Origin of the sequence: Streptomyces oryzae (assembly GCF_017676365.1) — a bacterium.
Lineage (GTDB): Bacteria > Actinomycetota > Actinomycetes > Streptomycetales > Streptomycetaceae > Streptomyces > Streptomyces oryzae.
Genome location: NZ_JADKMA010000170.1, coordinates 1 through 16,985, shown reverse-complemented (window position 1 = coordinate 16,985; position 16,985 = coordinate 1). Strand labels below are relative to the sequence as shown.

Sequence of the window (16,985 nt, the reverse complement as noted above, 5' to 3'; positions counted from 1 at the left end):
ACCCCGCACCGTCAGGGGCGGGCAAGAAGCGTGCGGGGCGGGACCTGCGGGCCGCGATAGGAGTCGGGCTGGGACTCGGTGCGGTCATTCTGGCCTCGCTCTTCTTCTACAAGCCGGTCTTCCTCGGCGTCATCGTCGTGGCCGTCGTGGTCGGGCTGTGGGAGCTGGCCTCGCGGCTACGGGAGCGCAAGAACATCCGCGTCCCCCTGGTGCCGCTCGCACTCGGTGGCGCGGCCATGACCATCGCCGGGTACGTACGGGGCACCGAGGGCGCATGGGTGGCCATGGCGCTGACGGCCCTCGCCGTTCTGGCGTGGCGGATGACCCAGCCGGCGGCCGACTATCTGCGCGATGTGACGGCCGGCCTCTTCGCCGCCTTCTACGTGCCCTTCCTGGCCACCTTCGTAGCCCTCATGCTGGCCGCGGACGACGGGCCGAAGCGGGTGCTGACGTTCCTGATCCTCACCGTGGTCAGCGACACCGGTGCCTACGCGGTGGGCTGGCGCTTCGGGCGGCGCAAGCTGGCCCCCAGGATCAGCCCCGGCAAGACCCGTGAGGGCCTGATCGGCGCGGTGACCTTCGCCATGGTGGCCGGAGCGCTGTGCACCCAGTTCCTGATCGAGGGCGGCAGCTGGTGGCAGGGGCTGCTGCTGGGGCTGGCGGTAGCGGTCAGCGCCACCCTGGGCGACCTGGGCGAGTCGATGATGAAGCGGGACCTGGGCATCAAGGACATGGGCACCCTGCTGCCCGGGCACGGCGGCATCATGGACCGCCTCGACTCCCTGCTGCCGACCGCCCCTGTGGTGTGGCTGCTGCTGGTGATCTTCGTCGGAGCGGGCTGAGCGCACCGGTTACGCTGGATGGGCCTGCTTCCCCGCTGCGGGGGTCACCACACCGTGTCGCTTTGAGGAGTACCTGCTCATGTCGGGGCCCGCCCCTGGAGAACTCACGTTCGTCGCCCCGCGTGGCGCGAAGAAGCCGCCCCGCCATCTTGCCGACCTCAGCCCTCAGGAGCGCCGGGAGGCGGTTGCGGAGATCGGTGAGAAGCCGTTCCGCGCCAAGCAGCTCTCGCAGCACTATTTCTCGCGGCTGGCGCACGACCCGGCGCAGTGGACCGACATTCCGGCCGCGGCGCGGGAGAAGCTCGCGGGGGAGCTGCTGCCCGAACTGATGAGCGTGGTGCGGCACATCAGCTGCGACGACGACACCACCCGTAAGACGCTGTGGCGGCTGCACGACGGGACGCTGGTGGAGTCCGTGCTGATGCGGTATCCGGACCGGGTCACCATGTGCATCAGTTCGCAGGCGGGCTGCGGGATGAACTGCCCGTTCTGTGCCACGGGGCAGGCGGGGCTGGACCGGAATCTGTCCACTGCGGAGATCGTCCACCAGATCGTCGACGGCATGCGTGCCCTGCGCGACGGGGAGGTGCCCGGCGGGCCGGCGCGGCTGTCGAACATCGTCTTCATGGGCATGGGCGAGCCGCTGGCCAACTACAAGCGGGTGGTGGGCGCCATCCGGCGGCTGACCGACCCCGAGCCGGACGGTCTGGGGCTGTCGCAGCGCGGGATCACCGTCTCCACAGTGGGGCTTGTCCCCGCGATGCTGCGCTTCGCCGACGAGGGCTTCAAATGCCGGCTGGCGCTGTCGCTGCACGCGCCCGACGACGAGCTGCGCGACACCCTCGTCCCGGTGAACACCCGCTGGAAGGTGCGCGAGGTGCTGGACGCGGCCTGGGAGTACGCGGAAAAGTCCGGGCGCCGGGTCTCCATCGAGTACGCGCTGATCAGGGACATCAACGACCAGGCATGGCGGGCCGACCTGCTCGGGCGGCTGCTGAAGGGCAAGCGGGTGCACGTCAACCTCATCCCGCTCAACCCGACGCCCGGCTCCAAGTGGACGGCCTCCCGGCCCGAGGACGAGGCGGAGTTCGTACGGACTCTGGAGCTGCACGGTGTGCCCGTGACCGTACGGGACACCCGGGGGCAGGAGATCGACGGTGCGTGCGGCCAGCTTGCGGCGACCGAGCGCTGACGTCCGGCCGGGAGTGGCTGACTGATAGTGTTCGAACGGCCGCCCATGTGGCCCTCGAAAACCGAACAGCCGACAGGGGAGCGCTCACAGCGCTGAGAGTGCGGCCGTGCGTTCCGTACGTGCCGCAGACCCTCGAACCTCGCCCGGGTCATGCCGGGTAGGAAGTCGATGCACTGATGAATACGCACGCGCGGCGCGCTGCCGCCGCAACCACCGCTGTCCTCACCCTTGCCCTTCTGGCCACTGCCTGCGGCGGCTCGGGCGGCAGTGGGGACTCCAAGAGTGTCACGCTCGTCACCCACGACTCGTTCGCCGTCTCCAAGTCCGTCCTCAAGGACTTCGAGAAGCGCAGCGGCTACAAGGTTCATGTGCTGCGCGGCGGGGACGCCGGGGCAGCCGTCAACCAGGCGGTGCTCAACAAGGGCAACCCCCAGGGCGATGTCTTCTTCGGAGTCGACAACACCCTCCTGTCCCGTCCGCTCGACCAGGGTGTCTTCACCTCGTACAAGGCCAAGGGTCTCGACAAGGTGCCCCAGCGGCTCCAGGCCGACCCGGACAAGCACCGGGTCACCCCTGTGGACAGCGGCGACGTGTGCGTCAACTACGACCGCAAATGGTTCGCCGACAAGAAGCTCGACCCGCCGCGCACCCTTGAGGACCTGACCGAGCCCCGCTACAAGAACCTCCTGGTGACCGAGGACGCCGCCAACTCCTCGCCCGGCCTGGCGTTCCTGCTGGCGAGCGTCGCCGAGTCCGGTGAGAAGGGCTGGCAGGGCTACTGGAAGAAGCTGCGCCGCAACGGGGTGGAGGTCGCCGGCAGCTGGGAGCAGGCGTACTACGACCGCTTCACCGGCTCCCGCGAGGGCAAGGGCAAGGGCGACAAGCCGCTCGTCGTCTCCTACGCCTCCAGCCCGCCCGCCGAGGTCATGGGCGTCAAGAACCCGCCCAAGGAGGCGCCGACCGGCGTGGCCAAGGGGACGTGCTTCCAGCAGACCGAGTACGCGGGGCTGCTCAGCGGCGCGAAGAACCCCAAGGGCGGCAAGGCGCTGCTGGACTTCCTGCTCAGCAAGCGGTTCCAGGAGGACCTGCCGCTGAAGATGTTCGTCAACCCCGCCCGCGAGGACGCCCGGCTGCCGGAGCTGTTCACCAAGTACGGCGAGACTGTGGACAAGCCTGCCACCGTTCCCCCGGAGAAGATCGCTGAACACCGTGAGCAGTGGATCAAGACGTGGACCTCGCTCACCGTGAAGTAGCGGTCGACAAAGAGCACGACGCCGCGGGCCGCCGTACGGGTCGCAGCGGGCGCGGCGGCTTGGGCGGTTGGGCGCGAGGCGGCTGGGGCAGCTGGGTGCGGCTCGGACTGATGGCCGGTCCTGTGGCCTTCTTCGCGGTCTTCTTCGGCTATCCGGTGGCCGCCATCGTGGGGCGCGGCCTGCGCGAGGGCGGACAGTGGCAGCTGGGCCGGATCGGACAGGTGCTGAGTGATCCGGACATCCTTCAGGTGCTCTGGTTCACGCTCTGGCAGGCTGCTGCCTCTACGGCCCTGACGCTCGCCCTGGCGCTGCCCGGGGCCTATGTGTTCGCACGGTTCGACTTTCCGGGGAAGCGGCTGCTGCGCGCTGTGGTGACGGTGCCGTTCGTGCTGCCGACGGTCGTGGTCGGCTCCGCCTTCCTCGCGCTGGCGGGGCGCGGCGGGGTGCTGGACGCCTGGTGGGGTGTGCGGCTGGACACCAGCGTGTGGGCGATCCTGCTGGCGCATGTCTTCTTCAACTACGCGGTCGTCGTGCGTACCGTCGGCGGCCTGTGGTCCCAGCTCGACCCGCGGCAGGAGGAGGCCGCGCGGGTGCTGGGCGCGGGCCGGCTGGCCGCCTGGCGGCGGGTCACGCTGCCCGCGCTGGCGCCGTCCGTCGCGGCTGCCGCACTGATCGTGTTCCTGTTCACCTTCACCAGCTTCGGCGTGATCCAGGTGCTGGGCGGCCCCCGCTACGCCACCCTGGAGGTGGAGATCTACCGGCAGACCGCGACCCTGCTGGATCTGCCGACGGCGGCCGTGCTGACGCTCGTGCAGTTCGCCGCTGTCGCCGCACTGTTGGCAGTGCACGCCTGGTCACTGCGCAAGCGTGAGACAGCGCTCAGCCTCGTCCCTGCGGAGCACACCGCGCGGCGCCCGTCAGGTGCCGGCCAGTGGGCGCTGCTGTGCTCCGTACTGGGCGTGATGGTGCTGCTGACTGTTGCACCGCTCCTGGTACTGATGGTGCGGGCTTTCGACGGGCCGGAGGGATGGGGGCTCGCCTTTTTCCGCGCCCTGGGGGCGCAGCAGCAGGACAGCGCGACGTTCGTGGTCGCGCCAGTGGAGGCCATCGGCAACTCACTGGCCTACGCTGCTGTCGCGACCGCCATCGCACTGGTGGTGGGCGGACTGGCTGCTGCCGCGCTGACCAGGAGGGCGGGCCGGCTGGTGCGCGGTTTGGACGCGCTACTGATGCTGCCGCTGGGCACCTCGGCCGTCACTGTCGGCTTCGGTTTTCTCGTCGCACTGGACGAGCCGCCGCTCGATCTGCGGTCCTCCTGGATCCTGGTGCCGCTCGCCCAGGCACTGGTGGGCGTGCCGTTCGTCATCCGTACCATGCTGCCGGTGCTGCGTGCCGTTGACGTACGGCTGCGCGAGGCGGCGGCCGTACTGGGGGCCTCACCGCTGCGTGCCTGGGGGGAGGTCGACTTCCCACTGGTGCGACGGGCGCTGCTGGTGGCTGCCGGGTTCGCCTTCACCGTCTCGCTGGGCGAGTTCGGTGCGACAGTGTTCATCGCCCGCCCCGATACGCCCACCCTGCCGGTCGCTGTGGCCAGGATGCTGGGCCGGGCCGGGGAGTCCAACTACGGCCAGGCGATGGCCTTGAGCACCATCCTGATGCTCGTCTGTGCGGGCGTGCTGCTCGCGCTGGAGCGTGTCAGGACCGACGGCCAGGGGGAGTTGTAGATGCTGCGGCTGGACGGTGTGACCGTACGCTTCGGCGAGCGCACGGCGCTGGAAGCGGTCGATCTGGAGGTGGCCGAGCACGAGACGGTCTGTGTGCTCGGGCCCAGTGGCAGCGGGAAGTCCACCCTCCTGCGCGTCGTCGCCGGGCTGCAACAGGCCGACGCGGGACGGGTGTTGCTCTCGGGGCGGGACCAGTCAGGGGTGCCGCCGCACCGGCGGGGCGTCGGCCTGATGTTCCAGGACCACCAGCTCTTCCCCCAGCGCGATGTCGCGGGGAACGTCGCCTTCGGGCCGCGTATGCACGGGATGAACCGCGCCGAGACCGAGCGCCGGGTCGCCGAACTGCTGGAGCTGGTGGGGCTGCCGGGTGCCGGCCGGCGCGCCGTCACCGCGCTGTCCGGCGGGGAGCAGCAGCGGGTCGCCCTGGCCCGCGCCCTGGCGCCGGAGCCGAAGCTGCTGATGCTGGACGAACCACTGGGGCAGCTGGACCGCGGACTGCGCGAACGCCTCGTCGTGGAACTGCGCGCCCTCTTCCGGCGATTGGGCACAACAGTGCTCGCCGTCACGCACGACCACGGGGAGGCGTTCGCACTCGCCGACCGCGTGGTGGTCATGGAGGGTGGCCGAATCGCGCAGACGGGCACCCCGCTGGAGGTCTGGCAGCGCCCTGCCTCGCCCTTTGTGGCCCGCTTCCTGGGCTTCGACAACATCACAGCAGCGACCGTCCACGGCGACACCGCCGTCACCGGCTGGGGAAAGCTCACCGTCCCGCAGGGCACCCCGCAGGGGAGCATTCTGCTGCTCGTACGTCCCGGAGGCGTGCTGCTGCGCACACCGGGCGAGGGGCTGCGCTGCACGGTGGAGGCCCGGACCTTCCGCGGCGGGGACGCCTCCACGGTCACCGTGCTGCTGCGCCCGCACCAGGGGCCGCCCCTGGAGGCTGCCTGCACCCTGCGGGATGCTCCGGAAGAGGGCGCCGAGGTGGGTGCCGTTTTCGACCCGTGCGAGGTCGTCGCGCTGGAGGGCGAGGACGCCGACGGCCCGGTCCAGCGCCCGGCCGGCCCCGCCCAGCGCCCGGCCGATCGCGTGCCGAGCCGGTAGGCGCTCGGGCAGCCGGGGCGGCTCCGGAGCGCGCGGGCTCAGCGGGGCGGCAGTGCCGCGAACAGCCCGGTCGCCGCGGCGAGCGCCGCGAACGCCGCTGTCGTGACCGAGCCCCGCAGCAGCGTCACCGCACGCGCCGACCGCCGGGGCGCACCGATCCGGTCCAGCAACTCCCTCAGCGGGGCACGGGCGGCCCTGGCCCGGGCGAGGGCCGCCAGCACGGCACCGGCCACGCAGCACCCGGTCAGCACGGCCGCCAGCACCACCAGTGGGCCCAGGGCGGGTGTCCCGTCGCCGGCGAGCCGCGCCCGGGCGAGGGCGATCAGCGCAGCCCCCACCGCGCTCAGCCCGCCCAGTGGCCGCCCCACAACGGCCGCCTCGCGCACCAGTGAGCGTCCCGCCAGCAGCCGTACCGGGCCAGGCCGCACCGAACCCAGCAGGCGCCCACTGAGCGCTGTCACGCCGGGTCCTGCCAGCATCAGCCCCACCGCCGCGAGCAGCCAGCCGACGGCGAGTGGTGAGGCCGCGATGTCCTCGGCGCGCACCGCCCAGCCCTCGGAATGCGCGGACCCGTCGGCGGCTGCAGCCCGCGCCGTGAACGCGGCCAGCAACAGGCCCCCCGCGGCCAGCACGGCAGCACACAGCAGTTCCCCGCGGTGGAGGGCGCCGGTTCCGTCGCGCGGCCCGGCGGCCGGTGAGCCGCGCCGGAGCCACGCCCAGCAGCTCTGGGCCGCCACCCGTAGCCCCGTACCGTGCGCCCCTCCCGCGCCCTTCGTTCCCCTCTTCGCCCCGGCTGGTGCCGTCCCTCTCGTCGCCGTCGCCCCTGCCGTAAGAGCCGCCTCTGCCGGTACCGCCACCCCTCTCGCGCCGTCCGTCCCTCCCACTGTCCCCGGAGCGCCCGCCCTCGCCCCCCACGCGGCCGCGAGGGCCGCCAGCAGCGGAACGGTGCTCAGCAGGGTCACGACGGCGGGCACGGGCAGCGGCTGGCCGGTCAGTGGGAGCCCGGCGGTGGTGCTGGGCAGTCCGGGCAGTCCGGGCCCGTGTGCCGTGCCGTCGGTACCAGCGGTGCCGACGGCACGCTCGGTCACCAGCAGCGCCAGTGCGCTGCCCGCCATGGCGGGCGCGGCAGTGGTGCGGGCGGCCAGCAGCGGAAGCCGGGCGGGGCCCAGCCCGGCCGCGTCCAGCCCGGAGCGGGCCGCAGCCCTGGGCTCGGTGCGCCCGAGGGCAGCGGCGAGCTGCGCGGTGACGGCGAGCGGGACGGTGCACCACAGCAGCCGCAGCAGGGCAGTTGCCCGGTCCGTGGGGTGGTCCAGGGCGTAGGAGAGCGTCGCGAGCAGCAGCAGGCCGATGCCCATCGAGGCACCCAGGAGCAGCAGCCGGAGCAGGAGCGCCAGGGGTGGCGCCGCAACAGTCAGACGGAGAGTGAGCACGCTGCCGAGCCTTCCGGTCCTGCGGACGGTCCGGCCGCCCCGCCGGTGGTCGGGGTGCGTGCTCGCCGTCCGTCGGTGAGGGTGACGATGCGGTCGGCGAGCGCTGCGCCGGTCGCGTCGGCGGTGCGTGCCGACTGGTCGAGGGCGAAGTCGTGGGTGGCCAGCAGCACGGTGATGCCGTGCGAGCGGGCGGCCGCGCTGAGCGCCCGCAGCACTTGTGCGCGGTCGCCCTGGTGCAGCGGTGCCGTCGGCTCGTCGGCGAAGACGACATCGGGCGAGTGCACCAGGGCGCGGGCCACGGCGACGCGCTGGCGCTGTGCCTGGTGCAGTGCGGCGGGCCGCTTCCCCGCGCAGTCGCCGACATCCAGCCGTTCCAGCCAGGCGCGTGCGGTACCGCGGGCCGAGCGGTAGCCGCTGCCGTGCAGCAGGAGGGGCAGGGCCGCGTTCTCCCAGGCGGTGAGTTCAGGGACGAGGCGGGGGCTGCTGTCGATCCAGCCGAAGCGGCGCAGCCGCAGCCGCTCACGGGCGGCACGGGCGAGGGTGTGCACGGGTGAGCTGTTGAACCAGACCTCGCCCTGTTCCGGCAGCAACTGCCCGGACAGACAGCGCAGCAGTGTCGTCTTGCCGCTGCCCCGTGGCCCGGTGAGGGCGACGACCTCGCCCTCTTTGACACCGATCGAGACGCCCTGTAGCGCGGGCGAGCCGTCATAGGCGTAGTGCAGTCCTCGCGCCCAGAGCATGTCGTCCGGCGGGGCGGCCATGGGGCACCTCCACTCAGCATCGCGAGCCGTCGTTCCCTCTGGGGGGTGAAACGAGGGGCGCGGGCATCGGTCACTGGACCGATGCCCCCGCCCCTCGTGCGGAGGTGTGCGACTGAGCTGGGACGTTGCGGGTGGCTGGAGCCCCGGGGCGCTGCCGTGCGGCGGCTTACAGCTTGGTCCACGCTTCCGTCAGCACGGAGCGCAGGATCTGCTCGGCCTCGTCGAAGACCTTCTGGTCGGAGATCAGCGGCGGGGCGAGCTGGACCACCGGGTCGCCCCTGTCGTCGGCGCGGCAGTACAGACCGTTCTCGTACAGCGCCTTGGACAGGAAGCCGTACAGGACGCGCTCGGACTCCTCGTCGGTGAACGTCTCCTTGGTGGCCTTGTCCTTGACGAGTTCGATGCCGTAGAAGAAGCCGTTGCCGCGTACGTCGCCGACGATCGGCAGGTCGTGCAGCTTCTGCAGGGTGTTGTAGAAGTTGCCCTCGTTGTCGAGCACGTGCTGGTTGAGGCCCTCGCGCTCGAAGATGTCGAGGTTGGCCAGGGCGACGGCGGCCGAGACGGGGTGGCCGCCGAAGGTGTAGCCGTGCAGGAAGGTGTTGTCACCCTTGTAGAACGGCTCGGCGATGCGGTCGGAGATGACCGCGGCGCCTATGGGGGAGTAGCCGGAGGTCATGCCCTTGGCGCAGGTGATGATGTCCGGCACATAGCCGAACTTGTCGCAGGCGAAGACGGTGCCCAGTCGGCCGAAGGCGCAGATGACCTCGTCGGAGACGAGCAGCACGTCGTACTGGTCGCAGATCTCGCGCACCCGCTGGAAGTAGCCGGGCGGCGGCGGGAAGCAGCCGCCCGCGTTCTGCACGGGCTCCAGGAAGACCGCGGCGACGGTCTCCGGGCCCTCGAAGAGGATCTGCTGCTCGATCTGGTCGGCGGCCCAGCGGCCGAACGCCTCCGGGTCGTCGCCGTGGATGGGGGCGCGGTAGATGTTGGTGTTGGGCACCTTGTGCGCGCCGGGGACCAGCGGCTCGTACGGCGCCTTGAGGGCGGGCAGACCGGTGATGGCCAGGGCGCCCTGCGGCGTGCCGTGGTAGGCGACGGCGCGGGAGATGACCTTGTGCTTGAGCGGGTTGCCGGTCAGCTTGTGGTACTGCTTGGCCAGCTTCCAGGCGGTCTCGACGGCCTCGCCGCCGCCCGTGGTGAAGAAGACCTTGTTCAGGTCGCCCGGGGCGTGGTGCGCCAGCCGTTCGGCCAGCTCGACGGCCTTGGGGTGCGCGTAGGACCAGATGGGGAAGAAGGCGAGGTCCTGGGCCTGCTTGTTGGCGGCCTCGGCCAGCTCGGCGCGGCCGTGCCCCGCCTGGACGACGAACAGGCCCGCCAGGCCGTCGAGGTAGCGCTTGCCGTCGGTGTCGTAGATGTAGACGCCCTCGCCGCGGGCGATGGTCGGAACGGGCGCCTGCTGGTACGACGACATGCGGGTGAAGTGCATCCACAGGTGGTCGTTCGCGGTACGGGAGAGGTCCTTGCTCCCCTGGTCGGCGTGACTGTCCTTGCTCACTGTTATCGCGTTCCCCATGTGTAGGTCTGCTTGCGCAGCTTGAGGTAGACGAAGCTCTCCGTCGACCGCACGCCCGGCAGGGTCCGGATGCGCTTGTTGATCAGTTCGAGGAGGTGGTCGTCGTCGTGGCACACGATCTCGACCAGCAGGTCGAACGAGCCCGCCGCGATCACGACGTAGTCGACCTCGTCGATCTCGGCGAGCGCGTCGGCGACCGGTTCGACGTCCCCGTCGACCGTGACGCCGAGCATCGCCTGGCGCATGAAGCCGACGGTGAGCGGATCGGTCACCGCGACGATCTGCATGACGCCCTGCTCCTGGAGTTTCTGGACGCGCTGCCGCACGGCCGCCTCCGACAGGCCCACGGCCTTGCCGATGGCGGCGTACGGACGCCGTCCGTCCTCTTGGAGCTGTTCGATGATTGCCAGGGACACGGCGTCCAGGGACGAGGAGCCGGCTGTCTTCTTCGAGTCGCGAGCCACGGGTGCCACTGTGCATGAGACATCCACCGTCGCGCAACCCTTCTGCGATGTAATCCGCAGCCAATCGGCTCAATGAGAACTGATTCCGTTGTTCGATCCCGTCGGGCGTATCGAAAACGTTGCTCGGCCGGTTAGGGTGGCAGTCTCACCCAATGGACAACGAAGCAGGAGGGGTGCGAAGTGACCACCGAGCTGCGTCGACTGCGCAACTACATCGACGGGGAGTTCAGGGACGCCGCTGACGGCCGGACCACGCAGGTGGTCAACCCGGCGACGGGTGAGGCGTACGCCACGGCACCGCTGTCCGGCGCCGCCGACGTCGACGCCGCGATGGCCGCGGCCGAGGCCGCCTTCCCCGCCTGGCGGGACGCCACCCCAGGGACCCGTCAGCAGGCCATCCTCAAGATCGCCGATGCCCTCGAGGCGCGCGCCGACGAACTGCTGGCCGCCGAGTGCGAGAACTGCGGCAAGCCGCTGGAGCTGACCCGGCAGGAAGAGCTGCCGATGATGCTGGACCAGATCCGCTTCTTCGCGGGCGCTGCCCGGATGCTGGACGGCAAGTCGGCAGGCGAGTACATGGAGGGACTGACCTCCTTCGTACGGCGCGAGCCGGTCGGAGTGTGCGCCCAGGTCGCGCCGTGGAACTACCCGGCGATGATGGCCGTGTGGAAGTTCGCACCGGCCCTCGCTGCGGGCAACACCGTCGTGCTCAAGCCGTCGGACACCACCCCGGCCTCCACGGTCTTCATGGCCGAGGTGATGGGCGAGATCCTGCCCAAGGGCGTCTTCAACGTCGTGTGCGGAGACCGGGACACCGGCCGGCTGCTCGTGGAGCACAAGACCCCGGCAATGGCCTCGATCACCGGGTCCGTACGGGCCGGCATGGAGGTGGCGGCCAGCGGGGCCAAGGACCTCAAGCGCGTCCATCTGGAGCTGGGCGGCAAGGCCCCCTGCGTGGTCTTCGACGACGCCGACATCCCGGCAGCCGTCGAGGGCATCAGGGACGGCGGGTTCTTCAACGCAGGACAGGACTGCACGGCGGCCACCCGGGTGCTCGTCCAGGAGGGCGTCTACGAGGAGTTCGTACAGGCGCTCGCCAAGGCCGCCGCCGAGGTCAAGACCGGCGACCTGAGCGACGAGGACTGCTTCTACGGCCCGCTGAACAACCCCACCCACCTGGAGAAGGTCGAGGGCTTCATCGACCGCCTCCCGGCCCACGCCAAGGTGGAGGCCGGCGGCGAGCGCGTCGGCGACAAGGGCTACTTCTACGCGCCCACCGTCGTCTCGGGACTCAAGCAGGACGACGAGATCATCCAGAACGAGGTCTTCGGCCCGGTGATCACCGTCCAGAAGTTCGCCGACGAGGCGCAGGCGGTCGAGTGGGCCAACGACGTGGAGTACGCGCTGGCGTCGTCGGTGTGGACGACCAATCACGGCACCGCCATGCGGATGTCCAAGGCGCTGGACTTCGGCTGCGTGTGGATCAACACCCACATCCCGCTCGTCGCCGAGATGCCGCACGGCGGCTTCAAGAAGTCCGGCTACGGCAAGGACCTGTCCATGTACGGCCTGGAGGACTACACCCGCGTCAAGCACGTGATGACGGCGCTGTGAGCCGCGTCCCGGGCTGAGGGCACATACGTCTCGGGGCCCGCACCCTCTCGTGGGGTGCGGGCCCCGTCGTGCGGGCCGAGTTCCCGGCCTCAGGACTGGTACGGGTTCTGCGGCTGCCGGCCGGCGAAGGGGTTGCCGCTCTGCGCGCCCGGCTGCTGCGGGACGCCGCCCATGCCCTGCTGCGGTCCTGGCTGACCGACGGGGGCGGTGCTCTGGGCCAGCAGCTGCTCCGCCGACTCCCTGGAGATCTCCGTGTGCGCTCCGCAGAAGGTGCACTGGAGGGAGTGCTTCGCAGGTGCGATCGGGAAGAGCGGGATGAAGAAGAGCGAGAACTTCGTCACCCGCTTGCGCAGCGCCTGCGCGGCCGGGTTGCCGCAGAAGCCGCAGAGCAGGTTCAGCATGGCCAGCTGTACCAGCTTGCTGCTGGTACCAAAAATGATCATTGCGGGTTCCATTCACGAGTGTGCAGACGGCGGATACGAGCCAATCACCCGGGTGCGCCCGCCGAAAGCCGCTTCATGTAACAGCCCTGCCCCAACTCCTGTGCGGGGGCGGCGACTCCAGGGCGCTCACCAGCCGCGCGATGTGGTTGCTGGTGATCGCGTCGACGCCCATGCCGGCCAGCCTGCGCATGGTGCGCACCCGATCGACCGTCCACGCGGACACCAGCCGCCCGTCGGCGTGCCCCCGCGCGACCAGTTCCGGGGTCAGCAGCCCGAAGCCGTAGTTGAGCCAGCGGGGCCGCAGCTCCTCCAGCAGCGTCGGCCGTACGGGGGCCGCGCGCTCCCAGGTGAGCGCCAGCTCGGCGCCGGGCTCCGCGGCCCGCACCCTGCGCATCGCCTCCGCGCCGCCGCAGTAGTAGACGCGCTCCGCGGCGCCTGCCGCGCGCACTTGGGCGACAGCGGCCCGGGCGGCTGCCGGGTCGGGCAGATCGATCAGCGTACGGACGGTACGGGTGACGGCCAGCGCGTCGGCGAGCGTGGGCACGCCTTCCGCGAGGGCGGTCAGCCGCTCGTGGGTGAGCGCGGAGAGGGCGACGTCATGCCCCCACAGCCGCTCCAGCGTCCGGTCGTGCAGCACCACAGGAACCCCGTCCCGGGTGAGCCGTACGTCCAGTTCCACGGCGTCGGCGCCTGCCGCCACCGCGGCGCGGAACGCGGGCAGGGTGTTCTCACGCGCGGCGAAGGGCGCGCCCCGGTGCGCCACCGCGGCCGGCCTGCCGCGCGCGGGGCCGGACCGGGGCGCCGCCTCGGTCACCCTGTCGGTCACCTGGGGCGCTGCCAGGCGGCCAGGTAGGTGTCGATCTCCTCGCACAGCCGGGCCTTGCCGGTCTCGTCCAGGAAGGAGACCTTCACCGCGTTCCTGGCGAGCGTCGCGACGCCGGGCGCGTCCAGGCCCAGCAGGCGCGCGGCGATGCCGTACTCGGTGTTCAGGTCGGTGCCGAACATCGGCGGGTCGTCGCTGTTGACGGTGACCAGGACACCGGCCTTGACCATCTCGCCGATGGGGTGGCGCTCCAGCGTCTCCACGGCGCGGGTCGCGATGTTGGAGGTGGGGCAGACCTCCAGCGGGATGCCGCGTTCGGCCAGGTGCTCCAGCAGCCGGGGGTCCTGGACGGCGCTGGTGCCGTGGCCGATGCGTTCGGCGCGCAGCGAGGTGAGCGCGTCCCAGATCGTCTCCGGGCCGGTCGTCTCGCCCGCGTGCGGGACGCTGTGCAGCCCGGTGGCCAGCGCGCGGTCGAAGTACGGCTTGAACTGCGGCCGGGGCACGCCGATCTCGGGCCCGCCGAGGCCGAAGGAGATCAGTCCGTCCGGTGCCATCTCGGTGGCGATCCTGGTGGTCTCCTCCGCCGCCGCCAGGCCCGCCTCGCCGGGGATGTCGAACGTCCAGCGCAGCACCACGCCCAGCTCCCGCTCGGCCGACCGGCGGGCGTCCTCGATGGCCTCGAGGAAGGCGCCGTCCGGAATGCCGCGGCTCACGGAGCTGTAGGGGGTGACGGTCAGCTCCGCGTACCGGATGGACTGCCGCGCCATGTCGCGGGCGATCTCGTACGTCAGCAGGCGTACATCCTCGGCGTCCCTGATGAGGTCCACCACCGACAGGTAGACCTGGATGAAGTGCGCGAAGTCGGTGAACGTGAAGTATTCGGACAGCGCTTCGGGGTCGGTGGGCACCCCGGCCTCCGGGTGGCGGGCCGCGAGCTCGGCCACGATCCGGGGCGAGGCGGAGCCCACGTGGTGCACGTGCAGCTCGGCCTTGGGTAGTCCGGCGATGAAGGCGGCCAGGTCGGAAGGGTGGGACAAGAGGGCCTCCGGCTGAGTTGCGGGTCCGGGTCATCGTAGGCGTCCGCCGTCGGCAGCGGTGTCCGCGCTCCCGCATAGCATGAAGGGCGGGGAACGGGAGAAAACGGGAAACGGGAACAGACGAGAGAGGGGACGCGATGGACAAGGGGGCAGGGCATCTGCCGCCTGCCGGAGCGCCCGGGCAGGGGAGCGGGGTGAACGGCACCGGCCAGGGCGACGGGAAGCCGCCTCCGATACCGCCCGCGCCGAACGGACCCGGCCGCTCGTACGGGGCGCAGCCCCCGCCCGGTTACGGCGCGGTCGGGGGCCATGGCGCCTCCGGTGGTTACGGCGGCTACAGCGGTTACGGCGGTCAGGGCGCCGGTGCGGCGTACACGCCGTATGCGCCGTACGGATACGGCTGGCAGGGGCCGCCTCCGCCGATCGGCAAGTCGGTGGCGGCCATGGTGGTGGGCATCGCCAGTGTGGTGCTGGTCATCACCTGCTGGGGCAGCTTCCTCGCGGTGTTCTCCTCCGTCGTCGCGCTGTGTCTGGGCGTCAGCGCGCGGCGCGGGGTGGAGCGGGGCGAGCTGGGCGGCGGCGGGCAGGCGACGGCCGGGTTCGTCCTCGGCATCGTCGGGCTGGTGCTCTCGGTTGTCATCAGCACGCTGCTGGTCCTCAGCCTGACCGTCTGGGCGGACGACTCCGGGGGCGGCTCGGGCGGCGGCAGCGGTGACTCCTACGACGCACGGGGCGCGCATGTTCCGGTGCTGGTGACCGGCTGAACAGGTCTCCGGCTCACGCCAGTTGACAGAGGGCGGCCCTTCCGCGGAGCGCGCGGGAGGGCCGCCCTCTGTCCGCTCGTCCGCGGTGCGGAGTGCGCCACGAAGGCGCTGCGAAGGCGCTGCGAAGGGGGCCGCGGGTGGCTCTCCCATCGTGAGGCGAAACCCGGGTCGGAGTATCGATTCCGTGGCGTAATCAAAAGATAACTACGGAATCCCTTGTTGGATGACCGAACCCCTGTCAGGATCGGCTGCCAACAGTGGCCTGGGCCACGGCGCCGTTCGGCGGCCGTGCCCGTCGCCGCCGTAGTACGCGCACGCTGTAGTGGTCAGGAGTCCCGATGGTCCAGCGCTTCGATGTGTCCGAACGGTTCGCCGCGGGCGCCCAGTACGTCGCGGGCAGGCTCGGGCCCGGCACCTCGGGCCGTACGCACGCGATCGTGAACCCCGCGACCGGCGAAGAGATCCACACCTTCGAACTGGCGAGCGCCGCCGACATCGACACCGCCGTCCGCGCGGCCGGTGACGCCCTCCCCGGCTGGGCCGGTGCCACCCCCGCCGAGCGCTCCGAGGCCATGCACCGCTGGGCGGCCAGGCTGAACGAGCTGACCGACGAGTTCGTGTACGCCGAGTCGCTGCAGTGCGGCAAACCGCTCAAGCTCTCAGCCGAGTTCGACGTCCCCGGCTCGTTCGACAACGTCGCCTTCTTCGCTGGTGCGGCGCGCCAGCTGGCCGGCGCAGCGGTGGCCGAGTACAGCGGCGAGCACACCTCCTCCATCCGCCGGGAACCGCTCGGCGTCATCGGCTCCATCGCCCCCTGGAACTACCCGCTCCAGATGGCGGCCTGGAAGATCCTCCCGGCCGTGGCCGCAGGCAACACCATCGTCCTCAAGCCCTCCGAGCTCACCCCGCTGACCTCCCTGATGTTCGCGCAGGCCGCGCACGAGGCGGGCATCCCGCCCGGCGTCATCAACATCGTCACCGGAGCGGGCCGGGACGCGGGCGAGGCACTGGTCGCCCACCCCGGCGTCGCCATGACCTCGTTCACCGGCTCCACCGCCGTCGGCAGGCGGGTGGCCGAGATCGCCACCACCGCATCCCGGCCCGCCAAACGCCTCCACCTCGAACTGGGCGGCAAGGCACCCTTCGTGGTGTTCGACGACGCCGACCTGGAGGCCGCGGCACACGGTGCTGTCGCGGGCGCGCTGATCAACACCGGCCAGGACTGCACCGCCGCGACCCGCGCCTACGTCCAGCGCCCGCTCCACGACGCGTTCGTCTCCGCCGTCGCCGACCTGATGGACGGGGTACGCGTCGGTGATCCGTTCGCCGAGGGAACGGACCTGGGGCCGCTGATCTCCCATGCGCAGCGCGACCGGGTGGCCGGTTTCGTGGAGCGCGCCCGCTCCTACGCCACCGTCGTCACCGGCGGCCAGGCCCCCGGCGGCGAACTGGCCGAGGGCGCGTACTACCGGCCGACACTCATCACCGGCGCGCCGCAGGACAGCGAGGTCGTCCAGCAGGAGATCTTCGGCCCCGTGCTGGTCGTGCTGCCCTTCGACACCGACGACGAGGGCATCGCGCTGGCCAACGACACCCCCTACGGACTCGCCGCCTCCGCCTGGAGCCGGTCCGTCTTCCGCACCGGACGCGCCGCGCGGGAGATCCAGGCCGGCTGCGTATGGCTCAACGACCACATCCCGATCATCAGCGAGATGCCGCACGGCGGCTACAAGGCGTCCGGCTACGGCAAGGACATGTCCGCCTACTCCTTCGAGGAGTACACCCAGATCAAGCACGTCATGTCCGAGACGACGGGCGTGGTGCGCAAGGACTGGCACCGCACCGTCTTCGGCGACCGCTGAACGCGCACCCCGTCACCGCACTCCCGCATCCCGCCCGTCGCTTCTCCGCTCAACTTTTCAGCTCAACTTCTCCGCTCAACCCCCCACCCCGAGCACATCCCC

The 16,985-nt window shown here is 71.2% G+C and carries 15 protein-coding genes; 8 read left to right on the top strand and 7 right to left on the bottom strand.

The annotated features are described in order from the left end of the window. The 5 genes from ITI46_RS26490 to ITI46_RS26470 form a co-directional block, all read left to right on the top strand. Positions 1 to 842: phosphatidate cytidylyltransferase (locus tag ITI46_RS26490; protein ID WP_209242421.1), on the top strand; the 842-nt coding region annotated here is incomplete at its 5' end. Positions 843 to 921: 79 nt separating this feature from the next. Continuing rightward, complete coding sequence (gene rlmN / locus ITI46_RS26485) at positions 922 to 2,034, top strand: dual-specificity RNA methyltransferase RlmN (protein ID WP_209242420.1); 1,113 nt, start codon at positions 922 to 924, stop codon at positions 2,032 to 2,034. Between the two features lie 176 nt (positions 2,035 to 2,210). Continuing rightward, complete coding sequence (locus ITI46_RS26480) at positions 2,211 to 3,287, top strand: thiamine ABC transporter substrate-binding protein (RefSeq protein WP_209242419.1); 1,077 nt, start codon at positions 2,211 to 2,213, stop codon at positions 3,285 to 3,287. 110 nt (positions 3,288 to 3,397) lie between these two features. Next, complete coding sequence (locus ITI46_RS26475) at positions 3,398 to 5,011, top strand: ABC transporter permease (protein ID WP_247746625.1); 1,614 nt, start codon at positions 3,398 to 3,400, stop codon at positions 5,009 to 5,011. Next, the gene (locus tag ITI46_RS26470; protein ID WP_209242418.1) at positions 5,012 to 6,112 is read left to right on the top strand and encodes an ABC transporter ATP-binding protein; all 1,101 of its coding nucleotides are present in this window, start codon (positions 5,012 to 5,014) and stop codon (positions 6,110 to 6,112) included. A 38-nt stretch (positions 6,113 to 6,150) separates the two neighbouring features. On the opposite strand, the gene ITI46_RS26465 is transcribed toward ITI46_RS26470, so the two are convergent. From ITI46_RS26465 to ITI46_RS26450, 4 genes are all read right to left on the bottom strand, one after another. Then, complete coding sequence (locus ITI46_RS26465; RefSeq protein ID WP_209242417.1) at positions 6,151 to 7,542, bottom strand: hypothetical protein; 1,392 nt, start codon at positions 7,540 to 7,542, stop codon at positions 6,151 to 6,153. Beyond that, the gene (locus tag ITI46_RS26460; protein ID WP_209242416.1) at positions 7,524 to 8,303 is read right to left on the bottom strand and encodes an ABC transporter ATP-binding protein; all 780 of its coding nucleotides are present in this window, start codon (positions 8,301 to 8,303) and stop codon (positions 7,524 to 7,526) included. The genes ITI46_RS26465 and ITI46_RS26460 overlap by 19 nt, the downstream gene beginning before the upstream one ends. A 166-nt stretch (positions 8,304 to 8,469) precedes the next feature. Beyond that, on the bottom strand, positions 8,470 to 9,876 hold the full coding sequence (locus ITI46_RS26455; protein WP_209242415.1) for an aspartate aminotransferase family protein: 1,407 nt from the start codon (positions 9,874 to 9,876) through the stop codon (positions 8,470 to 8,472). Then, positions 9,861 to 10,349, bottom strand: coding sequence for an Lrp/AsnC family transcriptional regulator (locus ITI46_RS26450; RefSeq protein ID WP_099884642.1), 489 nt, complete (start codon positions 10,347 to 10,349; stop codon positions 9,861 to 9,863). Before ITI46_RS26450 ends, ITI46_RS26455 begins: the two co-directional genes overlap by 16 nt. 171 nt (positions 10,350 to 10,520) lie before the next feature. Here ITI46_RS26450 and ITI46_RS26445 point away from each other — a divergent pair, with 171 nt between their 5' ends. Beyond that, entirely contained in the window at positions 10,521 to 11,954 is a 1,434-nt protein-coding gene (locus tag ITI46_RS26445; RefSeq protein WP_209242414.1) for a gamma-aminobutyraldehyde dehydrogenase, read from the top strand. An 89-nt stretch (positions 11,955 to 12,043) separates the two neighbouring features. Here ITI46_RS26445 and ITI46_RS26440 read toward each other — a convergent pair whose 3' ends face one another. From ITI46_RS26440 to ITI46_RS26430, 3 genes are all read right to left on the bottom strand, one after another. Then, entirely contained in the window at positions 12,044 to 12,397 is a 354-nt protein-coding gene (locus ITI46_RS26440) for a zinc-ribbon domain-containing protein (RefSeq protein ID WP_209242413.1), read from the bottom strand. Positions 12,398 to 12,470: 73 nt separating this feature from the next. Continuing rightward, a complete protein-coding gene (locus ITI46_RS26435) occupies positions 12,471 to 13,223 on the bottom strand; it encodes a glycerophosphodiester phosphodiesterase (RefSeq protein WP_209242412.1) in 753 nt (250 codons plus the stop codon). After that, complete coding sequence (locus tag ITI46_RS26430; RefSeq protein WP_209242411.1) at positions 13,220 to 14,257, bottom strand: adenosine deaminase; 1,038 nt, start codon at positions 14,255 to 14,257, stop codon at positions 13,220 to 13,222. Before ITI46_RS26430 ends, ITI46_RS26435 begins: the two co-directional genes overlap by 4 nt. Positions 14,258 to 14,394: 137 nt before the next feature. Here ITI46_RS26430 and ITI46_RS35585 point away from each other — a divergent pair, with 137 nt between their 5' ends. Both ITI46_RS35585 and ITI46_RS26420 read left to right on the top strand, forming a co-directional pair. Beyond that, the gene (locus ITI46_RS35585; protein WP_209242410.1) at positions 14,395 to 15,021 is read left to right on the top strand and encodes a DUF4190 domain-containing protein; all 627 of its coding nucleotides are present in this window, start codon (positions 14,395 to 14,397) and stop codon (positions 15,019 to 15,021) included. Between the two features lie 338 nt (positions 15,022 to 15,359). Beyond that, the gene (locus ITI46_RS26420; RefSeq protein WP_209242409.1) at positions 15,360 to 16,883 is read left to right on the top strand and encodes a gamma-aminobutyraldehyde dehydrogenase; all 1,524 of its coding nucleotides are present in this window, start codon (positions 15,360 to 15,362) and stop codon (positions 16,881 to 16,883) included. Positions 16,884 to 16,985 lie beyond the last annotated feature (102 nt).

What these genes read in the sequence shown, in the direction of transcription:
- rlmN (WP_209242420.1), top strand. Translation starts at nt 922, where the DNA reads ATGTCGGGGCCCGCCCCTGGAGAACTCACGTTCGTCGCCCCGCGTGGC.
- ITI46_RS26480 (WP_209242419.1), top strand. Translation starts at nt 2,211, where the DNA reads ATGAATACGCACGCGCGGCGCGCTGCCGCCGCAACCACCGCTGTCCTC.
- ITI46_RS26475 (WP_247746625.1), top strand. Translation starts at nt 3,398, where the DNA reads ATGGCCGGTCCTGTGGCCTTCTTCGCGGTCTTCTTCGGCTATCCGGTG.
- ITI46_RS26470 (WP_209242418.1), top strand. Translation starts at nt 5,012, where the DNA reads ATGCTGCGGCTGGACGGTGTGACCGTACGCTTCGGCGAGCGCACGGCG.
- ITI46_RS26460 (WP_209242416.1), bottom strand. Translation starts at nt 8,303, where the DNA reads ATGGCCGCCCCGCCGGACGACATGCTCTGGGCGCGAGGACTGCACTAC.
- ITI46_RS26455 (WP_209242415.1), bottom strand. Translation starts at nt 9,876, where the DNA reads ATGGGGAACGCGATAACAGTGAGCAAGGACAGTCACGCCGACCAGGGG.
- ITI46_RS26440 (WP_209242413.1), bottom strand. Translation starts at nt 12,397, where the DNA reads ATGATCATTTTTGGTACCAGCAGCAAGCTGGTACAGCTGGCCATGCTG.
- ITI46_RS35585 (WP_209242410.1), top strand. Translation starts at nt 14,395, where the DNA reads ATGGACAAGGGGGCAGGGCATCTGCCGCCTGCCGGAGCGCCCGGGCAG.
- ITI46_RS26420 (WP_209242409.1), top strand. Translation starts at nt 15,360, where the DNA reads ATGGTCCAGCGCTTCGATGTGTCCGAACGGTTCGCCGCGGGCGCCCAG.